14 protein-coding genes are annotated in these 22,490 nt (G+C 72.3%); 8 read left to right on the top strand and 6 right to left on the bottom strand.

What is annotated here, in order from left to right:
* Positions 1-244 precede the first annotated feature (244 nt).
* Complete coding sequence (locus tag ACFZAU_RS24840) at positions 245-7,258, bottom strand: glycoside hydrolase domain-containing protein (protein ID WP_500554000.1); 7,014 nt, start codon at positions 7,256-7,258, stop codon at positions 245-247.
* 314 nt (positions 7,259-7,572) lie between these two features.
* Complete coding sequence (locus tag ACFZAU_RS24835) at positions 7,573-8,190, bottom strand: hypothetical protein (RefSeq protein WP_500553999.1); 618 nt, start codon at positions 8,188-8,190, stop codon at positions 7,573-7,575.
* Positions 8,191-8,275: 85 nt separating this feature from the next.
* On the opposite strand from ACFZAU_RS24835, the gene ACFZAU_RS24830 reads away from it, so the two are divergent.
* The gene (locus ACFZAU_RS24830; protein WP_500553998.1) at positions 8,276-8,968 is read left to right on the top strand and encodes a class I SAM-dependent methyltransferase; all 693 of its coding nucleotides are present in this window, start codon (positions 8,276-8,278) and stop codon (positions 8,966-8,968) included.
* A 93-nt stretch (positions 8,969-9,061) separates the two neighbouring features.
* On the opposite strand, the gene ACFZAU_RS24825 is transcribed toward ACFZAU_RS24830, so the two are convergent.
* Positions 9,062-9,412 carry a DUF5713 family protein gene (locus ACFZAU_RS24825; RefSeq protein ID WP_500554092.1) on the bottom strand — a complete coding sequence of 117 codons (351 nt, stop codon included), beginning with the start codon at positions 9,410-9,412 and terminating at the stop codon, positions 9,062-9,064.
* A 466-nt stretch (positions 9,413-9,878) separates the two neighbouring features.
* On the opposite strand from ACFZAU_RS24825, the gene ACFZAU_RS24820 reads away from it, so the two are divergent.
* Complete coding sequence (locus ACFZAU_RS24820) at positions 9,879-14,006, top strand: carboxypeptidase regulatory-like domain-containing protein (protein WP_500553997.1); 4,128 nt, start codon at positions 9,879-9,881, stop codon at positions 14,004-14,006.
* A gap of 64 nt (positions 14,007-14,070) precedes the next feature.
* Here the strand turns inward: ACFZAU_RS24820 and ACFZAU_RS24815 are convergent, their stop codons facing one another.
* Together ACFZAU_RS24815 and ACFZAU_RS24810 are read right to left on the bottom strand one after the other, a co-directional pair.
* Positions 14,071-16,866: an ABC transporter permease gene (locus ACFZAU_RS24815; RefSeq protein WP_500553996.1), complete on the bottom strand. Its 2,796-nt coding sequence runs from the start codon at positions 16,864-16,866 to the stop codon at positions 14,071-14,073.
* A gap of 5 nt (positions 16,867-16,871) precedes the next feature.
* Complete coding sequence (locus ACFZAU_RS24810) at positions 16,872-17,549, bottom strand: ABC transporter ATP-binding protein (protein WP_500553995.1); 678 nt, start codon at positions 17,547-17,549, stop codon at positions 16,872-16,874.
* Between the two features lie 90 nt (positions 17,550-17,639).
* Here ACFZAU_RS24810 and ACFZAU_RS24805 point away from each other — a divergent pair, with 90 nt between their 5' ends.
* From ACFZAU_RS24805 to ACFZAU_RS24785, 5 genes are all read left to right on the top strand, one after another.
* The gene (locus ACFZAU_RS24805; protein ID WP_500553994.1) at positions 17,640-18,239 is read left to right on the top strand and encodes a PadR family transcriptional regulator; all 600 of its coding nucleotides are present in this window, start codon (positions 17,640-17,642) and stop codon (positions 18,237-18,239) included.
* 87 nt (positions 18,240-18,326) lie between these two features.
* On the top strand, positions 18,327-18,794 hold the full coding sequence (locus ACFZAU_RS24800; protein ID WP_499601235.1) for a GNAT family N-acetyltransferase: 468 nt from the start codon (positions 18,327-18,329) through the stop codon (positions 18,792-18,794).
* A gap of 64 nt (positions 18,795-18,858) precedes the next feature.
* Positions 18,859-19,413, top strand: a complete 555-nt coding sequence (locus tag ACFZAU_RS24795; RefSeq protein ID WP_500553993.1) for a hypothetical protein — start codon at positions 18,859-18,861, stop codon at positions 19,411-19,413.
* Between the two features lie 140 nt (positions 19,414-19,553).
* Positions 19,554-20,045, top strand: a complete 492-nt coding sequence (locus tag ACFZAU_RS24790) for an FBP domain-containing protein (protein ID WP_500553992.1) — start codon at positions 19,554-19,556, stop codon at positions 20,043-20,045.
* Positions 20,046-20,171: 126 nt separating this feature from the next.
* Positions 20,172-20,504: a hypothetical protein gene (locus ACFZAU_RS24785; RefSeq protein ID WP_500553991.1), complete on the top strand. Its 333-nt coding sequence runs from the start codon at positions 20,172-20,174 to the stop codon at positions 20,502-20,504.
* A gap of 66 nt (positions 20,505-20,570) precedes the next feature.
* Here ACFZAU_RS24785 and ACFZAU_RS24780 read toward each other — a convergent pair whose 3' ends face one another.
* Positions 20,571-21,323: a helix-turn-helix domain-containing protein gene (locus ACFZAU_RS24780; protein ID WP_500553990.1), complete on the bottom strand. Its 753-nt coding sequence runs from the start codon at positions 21,321-21,323 to the stop codon at positions 20,571-20,573.
* A 237-nt stretch (positions 21,324-21,560) separates the two neighbouring features.
* Here ACFZAU_RS24780 and ACFZAU_RS24775 point away from each other — a divergent pair, with 237 nt between their 5' ends.
* The gene (locus ACFZAU_RS24775) at positions 21,561-22,223 is read left to right on the top strand and encodes a DUF4097 family beta strand repeat-containing protein (RefSeq protein WP_500553989.1); all 663 of its coding nucleotides are present in this window, start codon (positions 21,561-21,563) and stop codon (positions 22,221-22,223) included.
* Positions 22,224-22,490 lie beyond the last annotated feature (267 nt).

Raw genomic sequence — 22,490 nt, 5'->3', positions numbered from 1 at the left:
GTCCACGACTGGCCACGTCTCGGGTGCTTCCTGCGCACACGGCACGGACATGCGACGCGGCCCCGGCCTCCCGCGGGCGCGGGAGGCCGGGGCCGGGCACGGGCGCCGCACGGACCGAGGGCCCCTGCGGGTGAACGAACGCTGTTCACCCGCGGGGGCCCTCGGCGGTGTGGCGCCTGCTGGGATCAGCCGGATCCCGCCGCGCCCGCACGGGGCGCGGCAGGTCCGGCGGTGGTGGCGTGCCCTACGACCAGGGAATCCACGTGTGCGTCGCCCACTCCGTGACCGTCGCCCAGAATCCGGCGTCGTCGTCGGAGCCGGTCCCGTCGTGGCCGCCGCCCGGCAGGCCCGGTCCCGCGGTGAGGCGGTCGTCCTCGTCTCGGCCGTCGCCGCCGGCCGCCATCGGCCGGTGGTCGCGGTCCGTGCGCTCGAACCCGACCGTGTAGGTGCGGGTGAACGAGCCGTCGGCCGAGGTCACCTTGATGGTGCGGGTGGTGAACCGGTGGCCGTCCGACGAGAGGACCGAACTGCCCTCCGTGACCTTCACCCGTGCGCCGGACTGGGCCGGCACGGCGGAGACGGACGGGGTCTTCGCGTTGTTCGGCCAGTCCACGACGTACGTGGACACGTCCGGGTCGAACCCGTCGATCGCGACGCCGCCGACCTTGATCGCCTTGGCGTCGGCGACGGCGGCCTTGGTGGCGTCCGGGTGGTTCGTCACCTTGACCGACCCGTCGGCGCCGACGACGACCTTCGCCGCCATGGCCGCCGACAGGTTGATCCGCTCCCAGCTCGCCCCGCCGTCGCCGGTGAGGTCCAGCGGGGAGCCGGAATCCGTCGCGGTCTGCTCGAGGACCTGGGTGCGCTGCTCGGTGGTCAGGCCGGGGAAGGCCGTGGTCAGCAGGGCCGCCGCGTCGGACGGCGCCTTCAGGGCCTGACCCGACTTCCCGACCCGGGAGAACCCGTAGTCCAGGCGCTGCGTGTACAGGTCGACGTGCTGCGCCGTGCTCAGGCCCGCGTAGGAGTCGCCCTCGCAGGCCTCGAGCGTGTCGCCGTAGCCCGCCTTCTCGCAACTGGCGAGCAGCACGTTCTCCGTCTCGGTGTGGGCCTGCGTCAGCAGCTTCGCGAAGTCGGGGTCCGCCCACCGGTGCGCGACGGTGGCCTGGGCGGCGATGCGGCCGCCCATGACGTCGAGCGGGTAGTGGAACCCGAGGACGATGCGGTTGTCGCCGTACTCGGAGGTACGGGCGAGGATCGACGGCGCGAGCTCCGGCAGCAGCGTGGCGAGGATGGTCCCCGCCTCGTAGCCGCCGTAGGTGTGGCCGCTGGGGTACGAACCGCTGGTGGTGAGGCTGCCGTAGGAGCCGTCCTGCGACTCGTAGACGGCGCCGCCGTCGCCGACGAACCCGAACCGCACGTAGGGGCGCTTGTAGCCGAAGTGGTCCTTCGCCGCTCCGCCCATGTCGAGGCCCTTGGTGACGCGCGAGAACAGCGCGCTGGTCTTCGGCAGCCGGCCGCCGTTCAGGGCGTCCAGGTAGACCTGGCCGAGCCGGGAGCCGAGGCCGTCGGCCATCGTGACGGTGGAGCTGTTGGTCGCGTCGACCTCGGCCCGGTCCACCTCCTTCTGCGTCGCCGCGTTGTTGATGCGCACGGCGATCCGGTCGTTCTCAGCGGTCGGCGGGGTGCCGCCCGGCACCTTGGTGTTGGCGCCGAGGATGTCGGAGCCGAGGTGGTCGAAGCCGCCCAGCAATCCGTAGAAGTAGTCGGTCCCGTCGCCGGAGCCCGGCCACTTGTCCGACGTGTAGGTGGCGTTCAGCGTGTCGTCCGGGAAGGGCGACGGCTCGTAGGCCGGGTCGGCGGCGTCCGCCGGGTTCGCCGTGACGGTCGTGGCGGTTCCGGCCGGGTCGTCCGAGGTTCCCGCGAGGGTGACCGCGGTGACGGTGGCCGTGTGCGCCTTGGCCTTGCCCGCGGCCGTGAGCAACGCCGTGTCCGTCGTGGCCGGGAGGTGGGCGGTGGTTCCGTCGTCGAGGGCCACGGTGTAGCCGATGACCGGGAACCCGCCGTCGCCGGCGGCGCGCCAGGTCACGCGGACCTGCTTGCCGTCGGTGACCACACCGGTCACGGCCGGCTTCTGCGGCTTGCCGCCGCCGGTGACCACGGGTGCCGTCGCCGCGCTCTGCTGCGAGGTGCCCACGAGGTTCACCGCCCGGACGCGCGCCGTGTACGACTTGCCGGCCCGCAGCCAGGTGAACGTCGTGCTGCGGCTGCCCGGGTCGCGGACCTCGACCTGGTGGCCGTCGCTGAGCGAGATCTTGTAACCGGTGACCGGTGAGCCGCCGGTGTCCTGCGGCTCGGACCAGGCGACGGTCACGCTCGTGCCGGACGAGGTCGCCGACACGGCGTCGGGCGCGGCGGGCACCGTCCTGGGCTTCGTGGTGAGCGCGGCCATGGCGTGGCGCAGGGTGTCGTACCGCGCCGTGAGCGTCTGGTCCGTGGCCGCGGCATCGGCGATCGCGGTCTTCGCGTCGGCGAGCGCCTTGGTGAAGGCCTTCCACGACGCGTCCGTGTAGCGGTCGTTGTCGAGGGCCGACGCGGTCGTGACCAGGTCCTCCAGCTTCAGCCGCGGGAGAGGGATCAGCTGGCCTGCGGCCAGGGTGAGGCTGCGGGTCTGGGTGTCGACCTCGAGCTGGGCCGCGTCGTCGGCGTCGAGCAGGGCGCGTGCCGCGGCGAGTTCACGCCTGTACACCCCGAAGTCGATCGCGTCGTAGCGGTCGGCGTGGCCGGCCTGCCCCTCGTACTGCTCGATCGCCTTCCGCAGGGCGGACTTGTCCGTGGCGACGGGCGTCTCGACGTGGTTGAAGGTGATCCGGCCCAGGTTCGCGACGTAGGGGTGCGAGGAGTCCGGGGTGGTCGTCAGCCGCAGGTAGACGGTGTGCGTGCCGGTGATCTCCTTGGGCAGCGTCAGGCTCGTCGTCCCGCCGGACGACCAGGCGGCTCCGGTGACGGGCAGCGGCACGGTCGCGTACGGCGTGCCGGGGTTGGCGGCGTCGAAGGAGTCCAGGTAGAGCTGGACGGCCGAACCGGTGCCGCAGCGGGCGGAGTTGTTGGCGTAGGTGATGGTGACGGTGCTCTTCGGGGAGTTCCCGAAGTCGATGTCGCCGTAGCCCAGCCAGGCCCCGTTGTAGGTGCCGCCGAGGTCGGTGGCGGAGCCCGCGCCGGTCCAGCCGACGGGCTCGCTCTTGAGCCCGCCGCCGCTGTTGGCACGCCACGCGGTGGCGTCGAAGCCCACGGGGGCGTCGGCGGTCTGCGTCAGGGTCAGCGAGTACACGTTGCCGACGTAGGGCTGGGCGGAGGTCTGCGTGCTGGAGACGAAGGCCGCGTACACGTCCTGGACGCCGGTGAAGACGTTCGGGTCGAGCCGCACGCTGGTGGTGGCGATGGTTCCCCAGCCCGAACCGCTGTAGTCGAGGGGGATGTCGACGCTCTTCGCGCCGTCCTTCGCGCCGAGGTGCAGTTCGATGTGCGAGTCCGACGCCGCCCGCGACTGGGGCTTGTCGTAGCGGACGGTGACGGTGTCGGCGCCGCTGCGGAGGTTGGTGTCCTTCCACTGCGCCCACGCGCCGTTCGTCACGTTCTCGAAGAGGCCGTTGGCGAGGTTCAGCGGCAGCGAACCGTTGCCGGTCGCGGTGCTGTTCGCCGCGCTCAGCGTGGCGAGCGTGGTCGTCGGGGACGTGGAGACCCCGTTCGGCGAGAACTGGTACCAGTCGAAGTTCGACACCCACTGCTGACCGGACGGGGCGTGGAACACGAACGTGGCGCTCTTCGCGTTCAGCAGGGCGTCCGGGTCGGTGACGGCGGCCTGCACCGTGGTGTAGTACTGCCAGCCGCCGGTTCCGGGCAGCGGGACGGTGGCGACGACGGGGCCGTCGGCCGCGCCGGCGTGGACGTCGACACTGCTCGGCTTGGCGTCCGCCGGCTGCGAGTTCGCGTACCGGACCGAGATGCTCCGCGGGGCGACCCCGCCGAAGTCCAGCTTGCCGTACCGCTCCCACGCGCCCTCGGTGACGCCACCGAGGTCGCCGTCGGAGTAGTACGCCTCCTTCACCAGGTTCGGCCCCTCCATCTGGTCGGGGGCCTCGGCCTGCAGGACGGCGTAGCCGCCCTCGTCGATGGTGAGCGAGTCGATGGCGGTGTGCAGCGCGTCGTCCGCGGCCATGATCGTGCCCGTCGCGGAGGTGCTGTCCGCGAGGACGGTCCGCGCGCGTTCGAGCGCCGACCGGAACAGGTTCCAGGAGCCGTCGGAGTAGTTGGCGCTGCGGACCAGGGAGGCCTGGTCGACGAGTGCGGCGAGGGCCTTGCGGGGCACGGCCGCTGCGGAGATCACGAGCGGGTCGGTCGGGGAGATCCCGGTGCCCTTCACCGTCGATGCGCGCACGCCGTGGGCGAAGGCCGCGTCGCGGAAGGTGATGCCGAAGCGGGCGTCGACCTTGGTGGTGCCGGTGAGCGACAGCGTCGCCGTGCGCGCGTCGCTGACGCGCAGGTCCGCCGTGACCCCCTTCGGCAGGCCGGTCACGCTCGCGGCGCCGGTCTTGGTGAGGCTGGTTCCCTTGTGGGCGGCGAACGACGCCGGTCCGGACAGGGTGAGCTTCACGCTGTCGTCGACGGTGCCGTCGGCGGTGGTACCGACGGTGGCCGGGCGGGCGGTGAGGACGGTGTCGCCCTTGCCCGTGCCGCCGTCACCCGTGTCGCCCGAGTCGGTGTCCAGCGAGTACGCGGGCTCGGTGTGGGCGCCCCACTGGGAGGGCTTGGAGCCCATGGTGAAGTCCAGGGTGCCGCCCGCGATGATCTGCGAGTAGTCCAGCCACGTGTTGTCGAACCGCTTGCCGTTCAGGGTCGCGTTCTGCACGTAGTAGTTGCCCGGCGAGACGCCGTCGGCCTTCACCGTGAACCGGGAGCCGTTGGCGTAGCTGATCGTCGTGGAGTCGAAGAACGGACTGCCGATCTGGAACTGGCTGGAGCCGGCGGTCACCGGGAACAGGCCCAGGGCGGCTCCGACGAACATGGTCGACATGGTGCCGGCGTCGTTGTCCATGGTCGGCAGGAAGCCGTTCGGGGACAGCTTGTAGACCTGGGTCTTGACCGGCGGGCGGAACTCGCCGCCGGAGCTGGGGGCCTCGTTCGTGGAGCCCGTCGCGATGTAGCGGTTCCAGGTCGTACCGGTGTAGATGGCGCGCACCCACTTCTGCGTCAGGCTCGGCTCGCCGACGTAGTTGAAGAGGTACGGTGCCTGCAGGTCGATCTCGTTCGCGTTGGAGTGCAGCATGGTCGATCCATCGTCGGTGCCGACGGCCGAGTCCTCGCCGAACATGTGCTTGATCGCGGCCTTGCCGGCCTTCTGGCCGCCCATCGCCTCGATCAGGCCGCCCATGTCGTAGGCGTCGTACCAGTGGTACTGCCAGAGCGTGCCCTGGTAGAGACCGGCCGCCTCGAACTTCTCGTAGTCGGCGCTCTGCCAGTCGCCGTTCGCGGCGCGCGGGGTCAGCAGGCCGACCTCGGTGCCGTCGGCCGCGGTCCAGGCGCCGGACTTCACGAGGTTGTCGATCGCCATCGTCGACTGGGCGCGCAGCTTCTTGGCGTCGTCCTCCTTGCCGAGCGCGTCGGCGATGACGGACAGCGCCCACTGGTCGTAGCCGCGCTGGACGGTCGTGCCGGGGTCACCGGTGACGTAGCCCTGCCGCAGCTGAGCACCCGTGTAGTAGCCGCTGTACTGCAGCAGCGCCGGGTACGCCTCGTCGAGCCGGTCGAAGTTCTTGTAGCCCTTCGACAGCGCGTCGGCGACCAGCACGGCCGAGCGCTCCCAGCGCACGGTCGGGACCGAGTGGGTCAGGCTGCCGAGGCTCTTGCCGGAGGCGCGCGCGTCGGCGAACAGCTCGATCAGCGACTGGATCATGTCGCGGTAGGTGGCCGGGTCGATGTACGACTCGACGGAGTACTTGCGGAAGTCGTCCCAGGTCGACCAGCCGTCGTAGTACGTGAAGCCGTTCGTCTTGTGCACCGCGCCGTCGGCGCCGCGGTACGTGCCGGTGGTGCTCGTGGCGTTCACCGGCAGCGCGTACATGCGGTACAGGTGCGTGTAGAACTCCTTGGTGAGCGTCGACCCGGGGTCGGACTTCGCCGAGGCGCGGACGTCGACGGCGCCGAGCGCGCTGTTCCACTCCGCCTTCGTCCTCGCGCGCGCCTGGTCGAAGGTGAGGTCGCCCACCTCGTTGCGCTGGTCGGTCGCGGCCTGCTCCGCGCTGATCGGCGACAGCGTGACGCGCAGTTCGACGTCGTTCCCGTGGGACGTGTCGAACCCGAGGACGACGCCGGTGTCGGAGCCGTCCTGCGCGGTCGCGTCGCTCAGCTTGCCGTCGTTGCCCCAGCTCTTGAGCGAGGTCACGGGCACGTTGGTGGTGGCGTTGTAGTACAGCTTGTACGAGGCGCCGTTGAACGAACCCGCGATGAGCCCGCTGAGCGAGGTGGTCCCGTCCGGGAGCGTCGTCGCCTGCACGGTCGAGCGGGTGCGGCTGGTGAAGTTGTTCGCGAGGTCCAGGACCAGCTCGGGCTCCGAACCGGCGGGGAAGCTGTACCGTTCCAGCGCGGTGCGCGTGGTCGCGGTCACCTCCGCCTTGATGGTGCCGGGGTCCTGCGTCACCGCGGAGCCGGTTCCGGAGATGGCGCCGAGGCCCACCTGGTAGTAGCCGGGCGTCGCGGTCTCGTCGTCGTGGCTGTACGCGTGCGCGTAGGTGCTGGGCGCGGGGCGCTTGTCGTACCGCACGGAGGTCGGGACGACCAGCAGGTCGCCGCCGCCGCCCGAGCCGCCGACGCCGTCGAGGTTCGTCGCGGTGAACCCGGCGATGTGGTCCTCGTTGTAGTCGTACCCGGGATGGTTGCGGTTCGGCGTGGTCAGCGGGCTGACCTTGGCGAGGCTGTGGGGCGCCTGGGCGCCCGGCAGGTCGTTGCCGTCGTCGCCGGCGGTCGCCACGAAGGGGTCGACCAGCTTCGTGTAGTCCGTGCCCCCGCTTCCGGAGCTTCCCGTGGACCCCGCGGACGAGGTCGCGAGGGGTACGGCCGCGGCCGCGCCGCCGCCCGCGAGTGCGGCGAGGCCGAGCGCGCCCGACAGCAGCGCGGCGACCGTCGCGCGCAGGGGGCGGCCACGACGGGGGGCGGTTCCGGGTGGAACCGCGCGGGGCAAGGGGACTTGGGATCTGATGGACACGTGACCTCTCCAGCGTCGCAGTACGCACGCACGGATCGGTCCACCCGAAGACAACGTTGTCAGCCCGGGACGCCGGGCGTGCAACCCAGAGCGAGACGGCAGTGGACGCACGGGTTCACACCCCCGCCGCGTTCACGGCCTTCGATCATCAGATACGCCGAAGGCATACGGGAAGCGAACAAAGATCGCACAGAAGGTGCGTGCCGGGTGCCATATCCGGATAACGGCCGTGTTCTCCGCGGCTTCCGGCGCGCATCTGACGGGCTTTCCCGGGACTTCCCGGGACTTCGCCGGGCGCGACGGGCCCACGTCGGTCAGGCCGCGCGCTTCCACAGTTCCTTCCATCGCAGGGACCTGGCGGCGAGGAGGCGCCGGTTGACGTCCGACGGACGTGAGCCGAGACTCACTCCGCATCGCGCGCACAGGCGGTACACGTGGAAGCCGCTCTTCCAGGAGCACGTCTTCGCGTCGCTGCCGCAGGCTCGGCATCGCGGGCTGTCGGTTCCGGGCGGGATCGCGGAGGCGAGGACGCGTCCCACCACGGTCGGCAGGGGCTCGGAGGGGTGGAACTCGGGATCGGGGCAGAAGGCCAGAGAGCCCTCTGGTCCCCGTCGTTGGTCCCGCCAGCCGCCGTCCGGCCGTGGCACACGTCGCCCGAGGTCCTTCTCCCGCCGGCGGCGGGTCACGTAGGCGGCCTCGTTGGCGAGCCAGAGCCGGCGTGCGGACCGGAGCTCCTCCACGGCACGGACCAGTGCCGCCGGATCGTCCTCCAGGACGACAGGGATCCGGGCGCTGCGGCACAAGTGGTGGTACGTCGCGCGAAACCCGTACGGAGCGAAGCTCACCACGCAGGTGCGCAGGGCGTTGTGGCGGGCGCGAACCGGCAGATCCGCGTCGTGCACACGTCGGCGATGGGTCTCGAAGCTGGCCATCGTGCGAGGGTAGGCCGCGATCCACGAGGGCGCATCCGACTATCTCCGACGCCGCCTGTCGGACCGCTCGTCTAGGGTCGCCGGCATGGCTGAGCCCTCCTATCTGAGCGCCGTCCGCGAGTCGTACGACACGGTCGCCGCCGATTACGTCGAACGCATTCCGCCGCCGGCGGCCATGGACCCGCTGTCCCGCGGCATGCTGGCGGCGTTCGCCGAACTCGTGCGGACGGCCGGCCTCGGGCCGGTCGCGGACCTGGGATGCGGCCCCGGCCGCGTCACGGCGCACCTGGCCGGGCTGGGAGTGTCCGCCTTCGGCGTCGATCTGTCGCCAAAGATGATCGGGCTGGCCCGCCAGGCGTATCCGGACCTGCGGTTCACCGAGGGCTCGATGACCGCGCTGGAGACGGGGGACGGCGAGCTCGGCGGCATCCTGGCCTGGTACTCCACCCACCACACGCCACCGCAGTGGCTGCCTGCGGTGTTCGCCGAGTTCCACCGCACGCTCGCGCCTGGCGGTCACCTGCTCTGGGGAGACTACGTCGGCGACGAACGGCTGCGGCCGACCCAGGGCTACGGCCATCCCGTGTCCTACGAGTCGTACCTGCTGCCCCTGAACCGCGTGATCGGCCTGATGGAGCGGGCCGGACTCGTCGTCACCGCGAGGCTGGAGCAGGAGCCGGGCGGGAGGGCGGGCAGAGCGCGCGCCTGCCTGCTGGCCCGCAAGCCGGAGCAGCCCGCAGCTTTTGTTCCTTTGCGTCCGGCGACCGCCGGATCCTGATCAGTGAGCGCCCGCGGCGCGCAGATGTGTTGACTGCGTCGACCAGTGATGTCGCTTCGTCGGCTCTGACAGAGGCGGCCTTCCCGTCCTCGTTCACCAGTCCCGGCCGGCGGTCAACTCCTCCGCATCCGCCTCTGTGAACCCGTATGCCGACGCGACGAACCAGAACTCATCACAGATCCACTCACGCGCGACGGTCTCGATCTCACTCCCGGCCGCAACGAACTCCTTGTCCAGCAGGTTGAACTCCTCCGTCGCGGCCTGGGCGAGCGCGTACAGACTCTCCATGTCCGACGGCTGCTCGGCCTCGATCTGCTCGCACAGCCGCAGCAGGATCGCCTTCCCGTGGTCGACCACGTGATCAGGGAAGTACGGGTCGTCATAAATCTGCTGGAACACCGCGGCCCTGGACGACTGCCTCATCGGCGGCTGGGGCGCGTCCACCCCGTTCACGCTGGAGTGGAACCACTCGGACCTCGCAAGGTCGCGACTGACCAAGCCCCAATCCCTCTACGGCGGTTACGGCGGCACGTTCTTCGACGTCGTGCTCGAGATCTTCGGCAGGCGCCACGCCGAGGTGATCCTCCGCTGACGTGCGGCCGGTGGGCACGGCGTGGGCGTCGGGCGCGCGAAGGAGCGCGGTACGGAACCACCGGGTCGGCGCGGAGCGCGGCGCGGCGTGAATACGACACACGGCGCCAAGACGCCAAGTCCGCCCATTGACCTGGTTGTCGTGGGCACGCGATCTTTCTTCCGGCAATCGTGAAGTCGTCCGGCCGCGTCGTCGGCGTACTGTCCTGTCCGCTCCGCCCTCCATCGGAGTCGCCCTGTGCCCGTTCCCCGCCCCTCACGCCTCCTCCGGTTCCCGAGGAGTGTCCCCGCCCGGCCGACGGGATCCCCGTGGCAACGTGTGACCGGCGCCGCCGCGGCCCTGCTGCTGGCGGTTCTCGCCGTCCAGGTCCCGCAGCAGAGCCCGGCCGTCGCCGACGACACCGGGCCTGCGACGGAGTCGCTGTGCGGCACGCCGCAGCCCGGGCACTTCGGTTGCTTCGCGGTGCGGCAGACGCAGGGCGCGGGCGGAGCCGGCGCGCGTTCCGCCGCGCCCGAGGGGTTCGGCCCGGCGGACCTGCGCTCGGCGTACGGCCTGCCCGAGGACGGCGGCGCCGGGGCGACCGTCGCGGTCGTGGCCGCGTACGACAACCCCAACGCCGAACAGGACCTCGCCGCCTACCGGGCCCGGTACGGGCTGCCGCCCTGCACGGCGGACGACGGCTGCTTCCGCAAGGTCGACCAGCGCGGGGGCACCGACCTCCCACTGCCCAACGACGGCTGGGCCGGCGAGATCTCCCTGGACCTGGACATGGTCTCGGCCGTCGCGCCGAAGGCGCACATCCTCCTGGTCGAGGCCGACAGCTCCGCCACGGACGACCTGGGCGCCGCCGTCAACACCGCGGTGGCGCTGGGCGCGCGTTACGTGTCCAACTCCTACGGCGCCTACTACGACGGACCCGACCTCGCCGCCCTGGACGCCGCGTACTTCGACCACCCCGGGACCGCCGTGGTGTTCGCCTCCGGCGACTACGGCCACGGCCTGAGCTACCCGGCCTCCTCCCCGTTCGTGACGTCGGTCGGCGGCACCTCGCTCCGCAGGAGCGACACCGGTGCGCGGGGCTGGACGGAGACGGTGTGGAGCGGCACGGGCTCCGGGTGCTCGGCGTACCAGCCGAAGCCGGCGTTCCAGACAGGCACGGGATGCGACCGGCGTTCGGTGGCGGACGTCAGCGCGGTCGCCGACCCCGACACCGGCGTGGCGGTCTACAACACCTACTCCGGGGGCGGCTGGGGCGTGTACGGCGGCACCAGCGCCTCCGCCCCGATCATCGCCGGTCTGTACGCGCTGGCCGGGACGCCCGTCGCGGGCACCTACCCGGCCGCGTACCCGTACCGCACGCCGGACGCCCTCAACGACGTGACCGCCGGCAGCAACGCCCACTGCTCCGACGACGCGCCCTGCGACCCGGACACGGCACCCCCGTGCGATCCCGCGAACAGCTGCGTCGCGGGCCCCGGCTACGACGGTCCGACGGGCCTCGGCACCCCGAAGGGCGTGGACGCCTTCCGGGCGGGCCCGCACGGCACGGTGGGCGGCAAGGTCACCGACCGGGCCACCGGGAAGGCGCTGTCCGGGGCGACCGTACGGCTGGGCACGCTCACGGCACGCACCGCGGCGGACGGCCGCTGGTCGCTGGCGGCGCCCGCCGGCTCGTACGCGCTGACGGTCGACGCCTTCGGCTACGACCGTAAGGACCTGGGCACCGTCGCCCTCGCGGACGGAGCGGAGCTGACCCGGAACGCCGCGCTCGCGGCGGTGCCGACCGCCACGGTCTCCGGCACCGTGCGTGACGGCGGCGGACACGGATGGGGCGTCTACGCCCGGCTCACCGTCGACGGCGTCCCCGGCACCGTGTACACCGATCCCGCGACCGGCCGCTACTCGGTCCGCCTCGAACGCGGCAAGACGTACACGCTGCGCGCCACCGGCCTGTACCCCGGCTACCGGCCGGCCGAGACGCAGGTCGTGCTCGGTTCGTCCCCGCGGACCGCGGACCTGGCGCTCCCGCTGGTCGGCTCCGGTGCCCTCCCGCCCGGTTACGCCGTCGACTACCACGGGGGCGGCTTCCAGTCCTTCGACACCGCCGCCACGCCCGCCGGGTGGAGCGTCGTCAACCACACCGGCGCCGGGGGCTGGGGCTTCGACGACCCGCTGACCCGCGGCAACCAGAGCGGTGGTGACGGCGGCTTCGCCCAAGTCGACGACTACGCCCTGGGCTGGGGCGAGGTCGACACCGAACTGATCAGTCCCTCCTACGACTTCTCGGCGCAGACCCGGCCGGCGCTGGAGTTCGACACCGCGCTGCCCAGTCTGTGGCGCTTCAACGACCCGACGGCCGACATCGACGTGAGCACCGACGGCGGGGACAACTGGGAGAATCTCTGGCACCACACGGACGTCGTGGAGGGCCCCTCCCACCAGACGGTTCCGCTCACGGACTACGCCGGAAAGTCCTCGGTGCGGCTGCGCTTCCACTTCGCGGGCTCGCTGACGGGCATCTGGCAGCTGGACAACGTCGCCGTGGGCACCCGTTCGCTGGTCACGGTGCCCGGAGGGCTGCTGACGGGCCGGGTGACGGACGCCAACACCGGTGCCGGGATCGCCGGAGCGGCCGTCTCGGCCGCCGAGGCCCCGCAGGACGGCGGGCGCAGCATCGCCACGCCGGACGACCCGGCCGTCGGCGACGGGCTGTACTGGGCCTTCTCCTCCCGCACCGGCCGCCAGGAGTTCACGGCCGGGCTGCCCGCCTTCGGCTACCCGGCCCGGACGTCCGGCGTGACGGTCAAGGCCGGCGCCGTCACCGCCGCGGACTTCGCCCTCCACCCGTCCCGGCTGAAGGCCGTCCCGGGTTCGGTCGGCGTCACCGTTCCGTGGGGTGGGAAGAGGACCGTCACCGTGAAGGTCCGCAACACCGGAGGCGCCCCCGCCTCACTCGCCGTCGGCGAGCAGGCCGTCGCGGACGCCCCGCGTGCGGCGGGTGCCGCCAGGGAGCGGACGGCGGCGAGCCCCGATCCGCTCGGCACCACGGCGACCGCCGTCGCGGCCGAGGGCCGGGCCGGCGGGGCGACCGCCGGGCAGGCGTGGCAGCCGCTCGCGGATCTCCCGCAGCCGATGAGCGGGGGCATCGCGGCCGCGTACGACGGCGTCCTCTACGCCGGTCTCGGCCAGACGCCCGACGGCCAGTGGACCACCGCCCTGCGCTCCTACGACCCGGCCACGGCGGCCTGGAAGGACCTCGCGCCGGCCGTCACCAAGCGCACCGGCGCGGCCTACGGATTCGTCCGGGGCAAGCTGTACGTCGTCGGCGGCAAGAACCGCGCGGGCGCGCCGATCGCCGGGGGCGAGGTCTACGACCCGGCGGCCGACACCTGGTCGCGGATCGCCGACGCGCCCAAGGCGTACGGCAGTTCCGCCGCGGCGGCGGTGGGCGACCGGCTCTACGTGGTCGGCGGCTGCACGAGCTTCACCTGCGGCTCGCGCGACGTGCAGGTCTACGACCCGGCGAGCGACACGTGGTCCGCGGGCCCGGCCTACCCCCTGCCGACCTCCTGGCAGAGCTGCGGGACGGTCGAGGGGACGCTGTACTGCGCGGGCGGCGTCCACCAGGGCGACGGGCAGCCTCCGCACGCCACGGCGGCCGGGTACGCCCTGGACCGTGCCGCGGGCCGCTGGACCCCGATCGCCGATCCGCCGGTGGACTTCTGGGGTGCCGCGACGGCCGTCGGGGCGGGCCGGCTCATGGCCGCCGGCGGTGTGCTGGTCGGGGCCGCCGCGGTGACCAACGAGGCGTACGCCTACGATCCGGGCACGAACGCGTGGAGCGCGCTGCCGAACCTGCCGCAGCCGCTGTACGCGGCGGCCGGAGCACCCGGCTGGTCCGTCCTGGGCGGCCTGAGCGCCGACCGGGTGATGCAGAGCTCCGCCCTGGAGCTGCCCGGCTACGACTCCCCCCACGGGGACGTGGCGTGGCTGGCGGGCAAGGCGGGTTCCGCGTCCGTCGCCGCGGGCGGGACGGCGGAACTGAGGGTCACCGTCGACGCCCGGGGCATGGGCCCGGCAGACGCGGGTGTGCACCGCGCGCGGCTGGTCGTCGACAGCGACGGGCCGTACGGCTCCGTCACCGTGCCCGTCACCATGACCGTGGTGGCGCCGCCGGGGTGGACGCACCTGAGCGGCACCGTCAGCGGCGCGGGGCGGCACGGCGGCAGCACGCCGCTGGCCGGGGCCACGGTGCGGGTCGGGACCGGGACGGGTGCGCACACGCTGAGCACCGCCGTCGACGGCACCTACCAGCTCTGGCTCCCGGCGGCCGGACGTACCGTCGCGCTGAGCGTCGGTGCCGAGGGCTACCGGACGGCCGAGCGCACCGTGCGGCCGGGCGGTCGTGACGCCGTCACCGCGGATGTGGTCCTGACCAGGCGTTAGGCGCAACGGCGCGGTGGGGCCGGTCCGCCGGGACCGGCCCCACCGCGCCTGCCCGCGGCGGTGGTCACCCCATGGCCAGCAGACGCGCGGGCGCGACGCGCGACTGCGCGCGGACCGGCAGGGCCAGGGCCGCGCAGACCAGGACCACAGCGGCCAGGGTGGCCAGCAGTGCCGCGCCGCCGACGGCCGGAAGACGCCCGCCCAGCGTGCCCCACCCGATGGCGAGGACCGCCGCCAGCCCGGTGACCGCGCCGGCCAGGCCGCCCAGCACGGCGAGCAGGGCACCCTCGTAGTAGCTGAGCCGGGCCAGTTCACGCGTCGTCCAGCCGGTGGCCCGCAGCACGGCCAGGTCCGCGGCGCGTTCGCGCATGGACAGGACCAGGACGTCGACCGCACCGGCGGCACCCAGCAGCAGCGACAGCGCGACGCTCAGGTAGTCCGCGGTCCGGGCCTGCGCGACGACGGCGTTGCCCAGCAGGGAGCCGGCCACCTCTCCGCGGAAGCCCAGGGTGAGGGCGAGCAGGACGGTGAAGGCCGCCACCGCCAGGGCGAGTCCGGCCGCGCCGAGCACGGTACGGCCGGGGAAGCGCAGCAGGTTGCGCACGGCGAGCCCGAGGACGGAGCTGACGGGCGCGGCCCGTCCGGTGGCGGTCACCGGGGGCGTGATCGCGTCCAGCGGCTTGAGCCGGGTGGCGCGCCAGGCCGGGAAGAGCCCCGCGGTGACCGCGAGCAGCAGCGCGACGGGCAGCACGAGCGCCGCCTTCCGCCCCGCGTCGGGCAGTCCCAGCACCACGCCCAGGACGTAGGCCAGCACGGCGCCGAGGGCTCCCGCGCCCAGGCCGATGACGAGGAGTTCGCCGAGGATGAGGCGCATGATCTCCGGCGGGCTCCAGCCCAGGCAGCGCAGGGTGCCGATCTCGATGCGCCGTGAACGCACCGACGCCAGGGCGGCCTGGGCGAGGAACAGCGCGCAGACGATCAGGACCAGCACGAAAAGCACCGCGCTCTTGGCGTCGACGGCCTTGAGGATGCGCAGGGCCACGCCCTTGGCGGTCCAGTTCTCCACCACGTGGACGCCGGGCAGCGCGATGGTCTGCGGCGCCGGCGAACTGCCGATGGTGATGTCCACCTGCAGGCCGGGGTACGCGGTGCGGATGCGCCCCGCGACCGCGTTGACCCGCGCCTGTGACGCCGCGTCGACGCCGGTCACGCCGGCGACCCGGATCCGGATGGCGCTGATGGGGGCCTTGTCCTGCACGCTCGGCTGCCGGCGGCTGCCGGTCAGTACGGGCAGCGCGTCCAAGGACGTGAGCATGGTGGGCGGTGCGGCCACGTAGCCGCCGAGGTTGCGGTCCGGGCGCAGCGGCCGGTCGTGCAGGGCCGCCCGCCCGGCGTCGTCGGCGCCGGTGACCTGCGGTGAGCGGTAGGTCTCCAGCGGCACGGCGGACAGCGTGGAGAATCCGGGGAGTTCGGTGGCGTCGTAGCGGCCGACCGGCTTCAGGTAGGGGACCGGGGTCCTTCCGTAGTCCTCGTGCGCGCAGGTACGGGTGCCCCAGCAGGCGGTTCCGGGGTGGCTGACGACCTCCCGGAACTGGGCGCCGGTGTTCTCCTCGGGCACGAGCTGGATGAACTGGCGGTCGCTGTTGGTGCGCCACAGCTCCGGGGACTGGTCGGCGCGGGCGCGCGGCGCCAGGTCCGTGCCGGTGCGGCGGTAGTCGACGGGGCCGACCGTCCAGTAGCTGTCGGCCTGCGGGGCGAACAGGGAGCTGCCGGGGAAGCCCTGCTCGAGTTCGGCGCTGACGCGTCCGACCGGCGTTCCGCGCAGGTCGTTGACGAAGTCGTGGGCGGCGGGGCTGCCGAGCTTGCCGCGCAGGGTCGCGGGGTCGCCGGTGTCCAGGCGTTCCACGGTGGCGTTCACGGTCCCGGAGGTCAGGCTCTGGTCGCTGAGCACCATCGGGATCGTCCAGTAGGACTCGTTGGACCAGTTCTCCTTGCGGCCCCAGGCGGGCTTGTCCCGTTCGGTGAGCATGCGGCCGGAGGTGACGGCGTGCCCGAGGCCCACCAGCCGGTCCTCGGCGGCGGGATCCACCGCCGACAGCAGCACCGGGTAGGAGACGGGGATCTCGGCGACCGCCTTGCCCCCCGCCGACCGGCAGGTGAGCCAGCTGTTCATGTCGGGGTCGAAGGGCGACTTCTCGCGACGGTCCTCGCGTATGAGGTTGGGTTGCAGCGGACCGAATTCGCCGTCGTCGGTGTGTTCGACGTGAATGTCGGTCTTGTTGTAGTTGTAGTACCAGCACACCGGATAGGTCCGGTGGTCGGCGCGTTCCTCCTGCAGGCCGGGGAACGTGGAGTCCGAGAGCGTCTCGGACGCTTCGATCGGGTTGCGGCTCACGTACAGGTACTGGTCGGCGACACGGTAGCGGCCCAGCCCCGCGGTCAGCGTCGGCTCGATCCTCAGCATCTGGCCCTGTGCCTCCCCGTCCACGAACGACGACAGGTCCACCTTCAGCGTTCCCTGCACCATCAGGTAGCCGACGTTGGCGACGGGCGCGGCGACCTCGATCCCGGGCATCTGCTTGATCCGCTCGTACTGGCTCGTGCCGATGCCGCCGAAGATCCCGGACAGGAAGTTGGCCCCGACGAGTTGGTCGCCGCGTTCGAGGGCGGTCTGGCTGCCGTGGGGGCGGACCAGGACGTCGTACGCGGAGCGGGCGTTCTTCCGCACGGTCTCGGTGGTCCGCGCCTGACTGGTGGTCACGGTCGAGGTCAGCAGGGTGAAACTGGTGGCGGCCACGAGGATGCCCGCGGCCAGGGCCAGCGCGCGGGCCCGGTGCCGGCGCAGCTGTGACCAGATCATGGCGATCACGGGCGCAGGCCTCCGAGCCGGTCCAGGACGTCGGCCGCGGGCGTGACGCGTTCGTCGGTCACGACCTTCCCGTCGCGCAGGCGCAGGATCCGGTCGCAGCCGGCGGCCACCTCCACGTCGTGGGTCGCGACCAGCAGCGTCATCCCGAACTGCGCGGTCAGGGACAGCAGCAGGTCGATGATCTCCCGGCCCGTCGCGCTGTCGAGGTTGCCGGTCGGCTCGTCCGCCAGCAGCAGGCCGGGCCGGTTGACCAGCGCCCGTGCGACGGCCACGCGCTGCTGCTGACCGCCCGACAGCTCCGAGGGCAGCGCGCCGGCGCGCCGCTCCAGGCCCACGGCCTCCAGCAGTTCCATGCCTCGGGCGCGCCGGTCGAAGTCCACCCGGCGGGGCAGCACCGGCGCCAGCACGTTGTCCAGCACCGTGAGGGCGGGCAGCAGGTGGAAGCGCTGGAAGACGAAGCCGATCCGGCGGCGGTGGGCGTCGAGCCCGCCCGGTGCCAGGGCGGTGCCGTCGACCTCGACGGTGCCGGAGTCCGGCATATCCATGCCGCCCACCAGGTGGAGGACGGTCGACTTCCCGGCGCCGGACGGGCCGGTCAGGGCCACCGATTCGCCGTCCCCGATCTCCAGGTCGACGCCGTCCAGCGCCACCACCCCCGGATGCCGGCGAGTCACGCCCCGCAAGGTCACGCCCATGGTTCCGACCACCCCTCCTGCATTGCGGCAATGCACGGGTACATTGTCACAACACAGAGGGGATGCAAAATGCCACTGCACCACGCGGTGCTCGCGCTGCTGGCCGAGGGACCGAGTCACGGCTACGAGCTCAAGGGCCGTTTCGAGGAGGCGATCGGCCCGCAGTGGGGCGGCCTCAACATCGGGCACCTCTACCAGATCCTCGAACGGCTGGTCCGCGACGGCCACGTCACCCGGTCGCACGTCACGCAGAACGACCGCCCCGACAAGACCCGTTACACCCTCACCCACCAGGGACTCGACGAGCTCGACAACTGGGCGACGTCGGCCTGGGTCCGCACCGGCGGATACCGCGACGAACTCTTCCTCAAGCTCTTCGGCGCGGCCTCGCTCGGCCCCGAGGCCCTGGACACCCTCGTGGCGAACCAGCGGCAGACCTACCTCTCCGAACTCGCCGCCCTCACCCGCCTGCGCCGCACCCACACCGACGACCCCCTCGTCGCCCTCCTCATCGACGCCGCCATCGCCCACACCAAGACCGACCTGCAACTGGTCGACACCGCCGCCGACCGGCTGGCGGCGCTCGCGCGACCCGGCGTCCCCTCGCACGAAGCGACGGAGGAACCCCCGGCCGTGGACGCGCCCACGGCACCGGCCACGGGTGGATGAGCAGGAATGGCCCGCCGTCGGGTTCCTGAGAAGACTGGAGCCCGCGGCCGCGCCAGGCCGCTCCCCGGGCACCGCGGACGCCACCCGGTGCCGAGACACCTGGACAGGAACCGGATCATGAGCGTTGAGGTAGAGGTCGTCCGCGAGGCGGACGACGAGCTGGTCGAGGCGTTCACACGCCTGCTCCCCCAACTGTCCGCCAGCGCGGCGCCGCCGGACCGTGAATCGCTGCGCAGGCTGCTGGCCGCCGAGGCGAACACGGTGCTGGTGGCGCGTGTCGACGGTCGCGTCGTCGGGACGCTCACGCTGGCGATGTTCCCCCTGCCGACCGGGATGCGCGCCTGGGTCGAGGACGTGGTGGTCGACGAGGCCGCCCGCGGCTACGGCGTCGGCGCCGCCCTCACCGAGGAGGCGATCCGGCTGGCCGACGTCGCGGGAGCCCGTACGGTGGACCTCACGTCCCGGCCCTCGCGGCAGGCGGCGAACCGGCTGTACGAACGTCTCGGCTTCCTCGTCCGGGACACCCGCGTCTTCCGCTACACGCTGCAGGCCTGAGGCACCGGCGGATCTGCGGAGGCGGCGGGGGAACCGCGCGGCCCCGCCCCACGTCGTACCTGCCATGATCAAGGAACCCACCGCTCGGCGCCTTCCCGCCGCCCCGCTGCTCGCCGTCCCGCTCGTGGCGCTCCTCCTCTCGTGTTCCGCGCCGTCGGACGACGGCGCGGACCGCACCGCCGGCGGCACCCGTACGCCCGTGTCCGCCTCGGAGCCGGCCGGGGCGTCCGCTCCGGGGGCCGGTTCCGAGTCGGCACCGGCGGGGTCCGAGTCCCCCTTGGCGGGACAGCCGGAGGTCCCGGTGGAGAAGGTGCGCGACGCCTTCGCCACCCTCCAGGCGACCTACCACTCCGGCTGCACGCCCACCACGTCCCAGGGCGAGTGCGCGTACTTCCTCAACCGGGTGCACGACGAACTCGCCGGACTCGACGAGGCCATGAAGGCCGACCCCCAGGGCCCCGGGCACTTCCGCGAGCCGCTCGCGTGGATGGCGCGACTGCACGGCACCCTCGGCACGGACACCTCCTTCGAGAACCTCAAGGAGCACCAGGACGACCTCGTGGCGACCCGCGACCGGATCAACCGCTGGATGCAGGGCCACCCCGAGGACTACCGCTGAGCCGGCGCTCCATCGCACCCCTTGCCGTCAGGGCGACCGGCCGGTGAGCGCCGCGCCTCCCCGAACCATCACGCCCCTACGTCATAGCTGCATACATTAATAATTTGCCTAATACCTTTAGGCAAACTAGCCTGCCGTTCATGAAGCCACTGACCGAGCGGGAGATCCGCGACGCCTTCGTGAACTGCAGCAAGGGCGAGGCGAAGCGCCTCCACGTGCCCCGTGACCTGGCCGAGCAGCCCTGGGACGACCTGGACTTCCTCGGCTGGCGCGACCCCCAGGCGCCGGACCGGTCGTACCTCGTCACCGAGCTGGACGGGCGCACGACGGCGGTCGTCCTGCGCTCGTCGCACACGGCCTCCTGGCAGGCGCGGCTGAGCATGTGCTCCATGTGCCTGACCACCCACTCCGGGGGCGTCTCCCTCATGGTCGCCCCGCGGGCCGGCAAGGCCGGGCAACAGGGCAACACCGTGGGCGCCTACATGTGCAGCGACCTCGCCTGCCCGCTGTACGTACGGGGCAAGAAGGACGCGGGCATCGGCGCGCGGCTCCACGAGACCCTCACCCTGGAGGAGAAGATCCAGCGGACTCTCGCGAACCTCGCCGCGTTCCTGGCGAAGGTCGCCGCCTGAGACGGGTCGGGACCTGAGGCACGTCAGGCGGTGCGCGCGATAAATGGCGCGGCACGGCGGCTCCCCGGCCGGTAGGCTCCCGCCGCCACGCGGATCAGGTGAACGCGTGCGGGGAGGGGAGGGCGCATGGCGGAGGCACGAGCGATGCCGAACGTGACCGACGAGCGCCTGTGCTGGCTCGTCGTTCGCGACGAGCTGCGCAAGAAGGCGGGCAGACTGCGCGTGTTCGGGTGGATCACGGTCCTGTTCAGCAGGAACGACGGCGCGACCACGACGGGCGGTGACCTCAGACGCGAGTACGCGTCGGACAGGATGGCGGACTACGCGCTAGCCGTGGACGACGCCGCGCAGGGCCTCTCCCCCGAGGAGCGCAGGCACCTGCGCGCCGTGGGCGAGGTGCCGGAATGGTTCATGGCCGACGTGGAGCGCCGCTACCAGGTGATCCGCAAGCAGCGCTGACGACACCCGCCCCGTTCCGGTCCCGGGACTCTCCTGCCCAGGCCCACCCCCGTGGCCGCGGGTCCCTCACGCGTCCCGGCCCGGCTGCGGCGCGTCGCGTGAGGTCGCGTCAGGCCTGGTGTGGAGGACGGCGCGGGCCTGCTCGGCGGCGCGGGTGACGCTTTCGCTGATGAAGTCGAGGAAGCGGGCGATGTTCTCCAGGCGGGCGGCGGCCGGGGTGTCGGGGCCGAGGACGGCCACGCCCTGGCGCGCCGTCGCCACCAGCTGGTCGTTGGCCCGGGCGCTGGCGATGGTCGCCTGGTAGAAGAGTTCGTCGTCGACGAGGTAGCGGTCACGGCGGCGTTCGTCCCGTTCCCGGCGGACGAGGCTCTGACTCTCCAGGAAGGCGATCGCCTTGGAGATGGACGCCGGACTGACCTGGAGCCGCTGGGTGAGCTCGGCCGCGGTCAGACTGCCCGCGTCGGTGGTGAACAGGCACGTCAGCACCCGGGCCCCCATCTTGTTGAGACCCGAGGCCATCATGACCGTGGTGAACGTCTCCTCGTACTCGGCCACGGCCTCCGGGTCACGTCCGTGCGCCGGAGGGGCCGACCGCGCCCCCCTGACGGCCGCGGGCTTGCGGCGGTGCGCCCGGCGCTCGGTGGCCCGGTGGGCGAGGTCGGCGCGGTAGGCGGTGGGGCCGCCGTTGCGCATCACCTCGCGCGTGACCGTCGAGGTCGGACGGTCCAGGCGCCGGGCGATCTCGGCGTACGGAAGGCTGTCGGCCAGCCCCGACGCGATCTGCTGGCGTTCCTGCTGGGTGAGTCTGCCTCCCGGCATCGTGATCTCCCTGGTGATCGCGCGCGATGTCCCCGATTCCCGCACCATAGCGTTCACTTCCCGACCATTGCAATGATCGAAGCGGCCGACGTTGCATTATCTTCAGGATCGTTGCAACAAATTCCTTTATCTCACCTGCGGTGATGGGGATTTGACGCAACAAGAACGTTGCCGCCGACTGGAAAGCAACGTAGCGTTTCCCATGTCAGAAACCGACAGCGAGCACGGGAGTGCACGATGCAGAAGTTCGACACCACCGCCCCCATCTCCGCCGTCCTGGAGATCCCGGCCGGACGCGTCCAGTTCATCGCCGCCGACCGCGCCGACACCGTCGTCGAGGTCCTGCCGGCCGACCCCGCCAAGAGCCGCGACGTCCGGACCGCGGAGCAGACCACCGTCACCTACTCCGACGGCGTCCTGCAGATCCGCACCGCCTCCGGCAACCGGCTCCTCGGCCCCTCCGGGGCCCTGGAGGTCACCGTCCAACTGCCCACCGGATCGCGCGTCGAGGGCAAGACCTCCGGCAGCGAGCTCCGCGGGGTCGGCCGGCTCGGCGACGTCGTCTTCGACGGCGCGTACCGGCAGATCAAGATCGACGAGGCCTCCGGCGTCCGTCTCACCGCGGTCGACGGCGACGTCGAGGTCGGCCGGCTCACCGGCCCCGCGAACATCAGCACCGCGCGGGGCGACATACGGATCACCGAGGCCGTCCGCGGCACGGTCGAACTCCGTACCCAGATGGGCGACATCACGGTCACCGCCGCCTCCGGGGTGTCCGCCGCCCTGGACGCCGGCACGGGCCACGGCCGCGTCAGCAACGCCCTGAAGAACGACGGCGCGACCGAACTCCACATCCACGCCACCACCCCGCACGGGGACATCACCGCCCGCAGCGCGTGAGGGAACGGCGCGCCGGGCGGCCGGAACACGTACGACCGGCACCCGGCCGATCCTCCCGCCCCGGCCCAGGGCCCCGCGATCCTCACGCAGGGCCCTGGGCGAGGTGCCGGTACGGGAGAAGAGGCGGTCCGGCCGGCTTCTCGGGAACCGCGGTCCCCGAGGGGAGACCGGGCGCAGCTTCCGGGGATTCCTCGTGGAGGGACCCCGGAGGTGATCAACAGGACACCGCGCGGACGATACGATCATCTGCCATCGGCCGGGGGCACT

This window comes from Streptomyces sp. NPDC008238 (assembly GCF_042956445.1).
Taxonomy (GTDB): Bacteria; Actinomycetota; Actinomycetes; order Streptomycetales; family Streptomycetaceae; genus Actinacidiphila.
This window is presented reverse-complemented; position numbering and strand designations above follow the sequence as displayed.

Bases quoted from the DNA above. Each gene is read 5' to 3' on its own strand.
- ACFZAU_RS24835 (WP_500553999.1), bottom strand. From the start codon at position 8,190: ATGGCCAGCTTCGAGACCCATCGCCGACGTGTGCACGACGCGGATCTG.
- ACFZAU_RS24790 (WP_500553992.1), top strand. From the start codon at position 19,554: ATGAAGCCACTGACCGAGCGGGAGATCCGCGACGCCTTCGTGAACTGC.
- ACFZAU_RS24780 (WP_500553990.1), bottom strand. From the start codon at position 21,323: ATGCCGGGAGGCAGACTCACCCAGCAGGAACGCCAGCAGATCGCGTCG.
- ACFZAU_RS24815 (WP_500553996.1), bottom strand. From the start codon at position 16,866: ATGATCTGGTCACAGCTGCGCCGGCACCGGGCCCGCGCGCTGGCCCTG.
- ACFZAU_RS24775 (WP_500553989.1), top strand. From the start codon at position 21,561: ATGCAGAAGTTCGACACCACCGCCCCCATCTCCGCCGTCCTGGAGATC.
- ACFZAU_RS24830 (WP_500553998.1), top strand. From the start codon at position 8,276: ATGGCTGAGCCCTCCTATCTGAGCGCCGTCCGCGAGTCGTACGACACG.
- ACFZAU_RS24785 (WP_500553991.1), top strand. From the start codon at position 20,172: ATGGCGGAGGCACGAGCGATGCCGAACGTGACCGACGAGCGCCTGTGC.
- ACFZAU_RS24795 (WP_500553993.1), top strand. From the start codon at position 18,859: ATGATCAAGGAACCCACCGCTCGGCGCCTTCCCGCCGCCCCGCTGCTC.
- ACFZAU_RS24805 (WP_500553994.1), top strand. From the start codon at position 17,640: ATGCCACTGCACCACGCGGTGCTCGCGCTGCTGGCCGAGGGACCGAGT.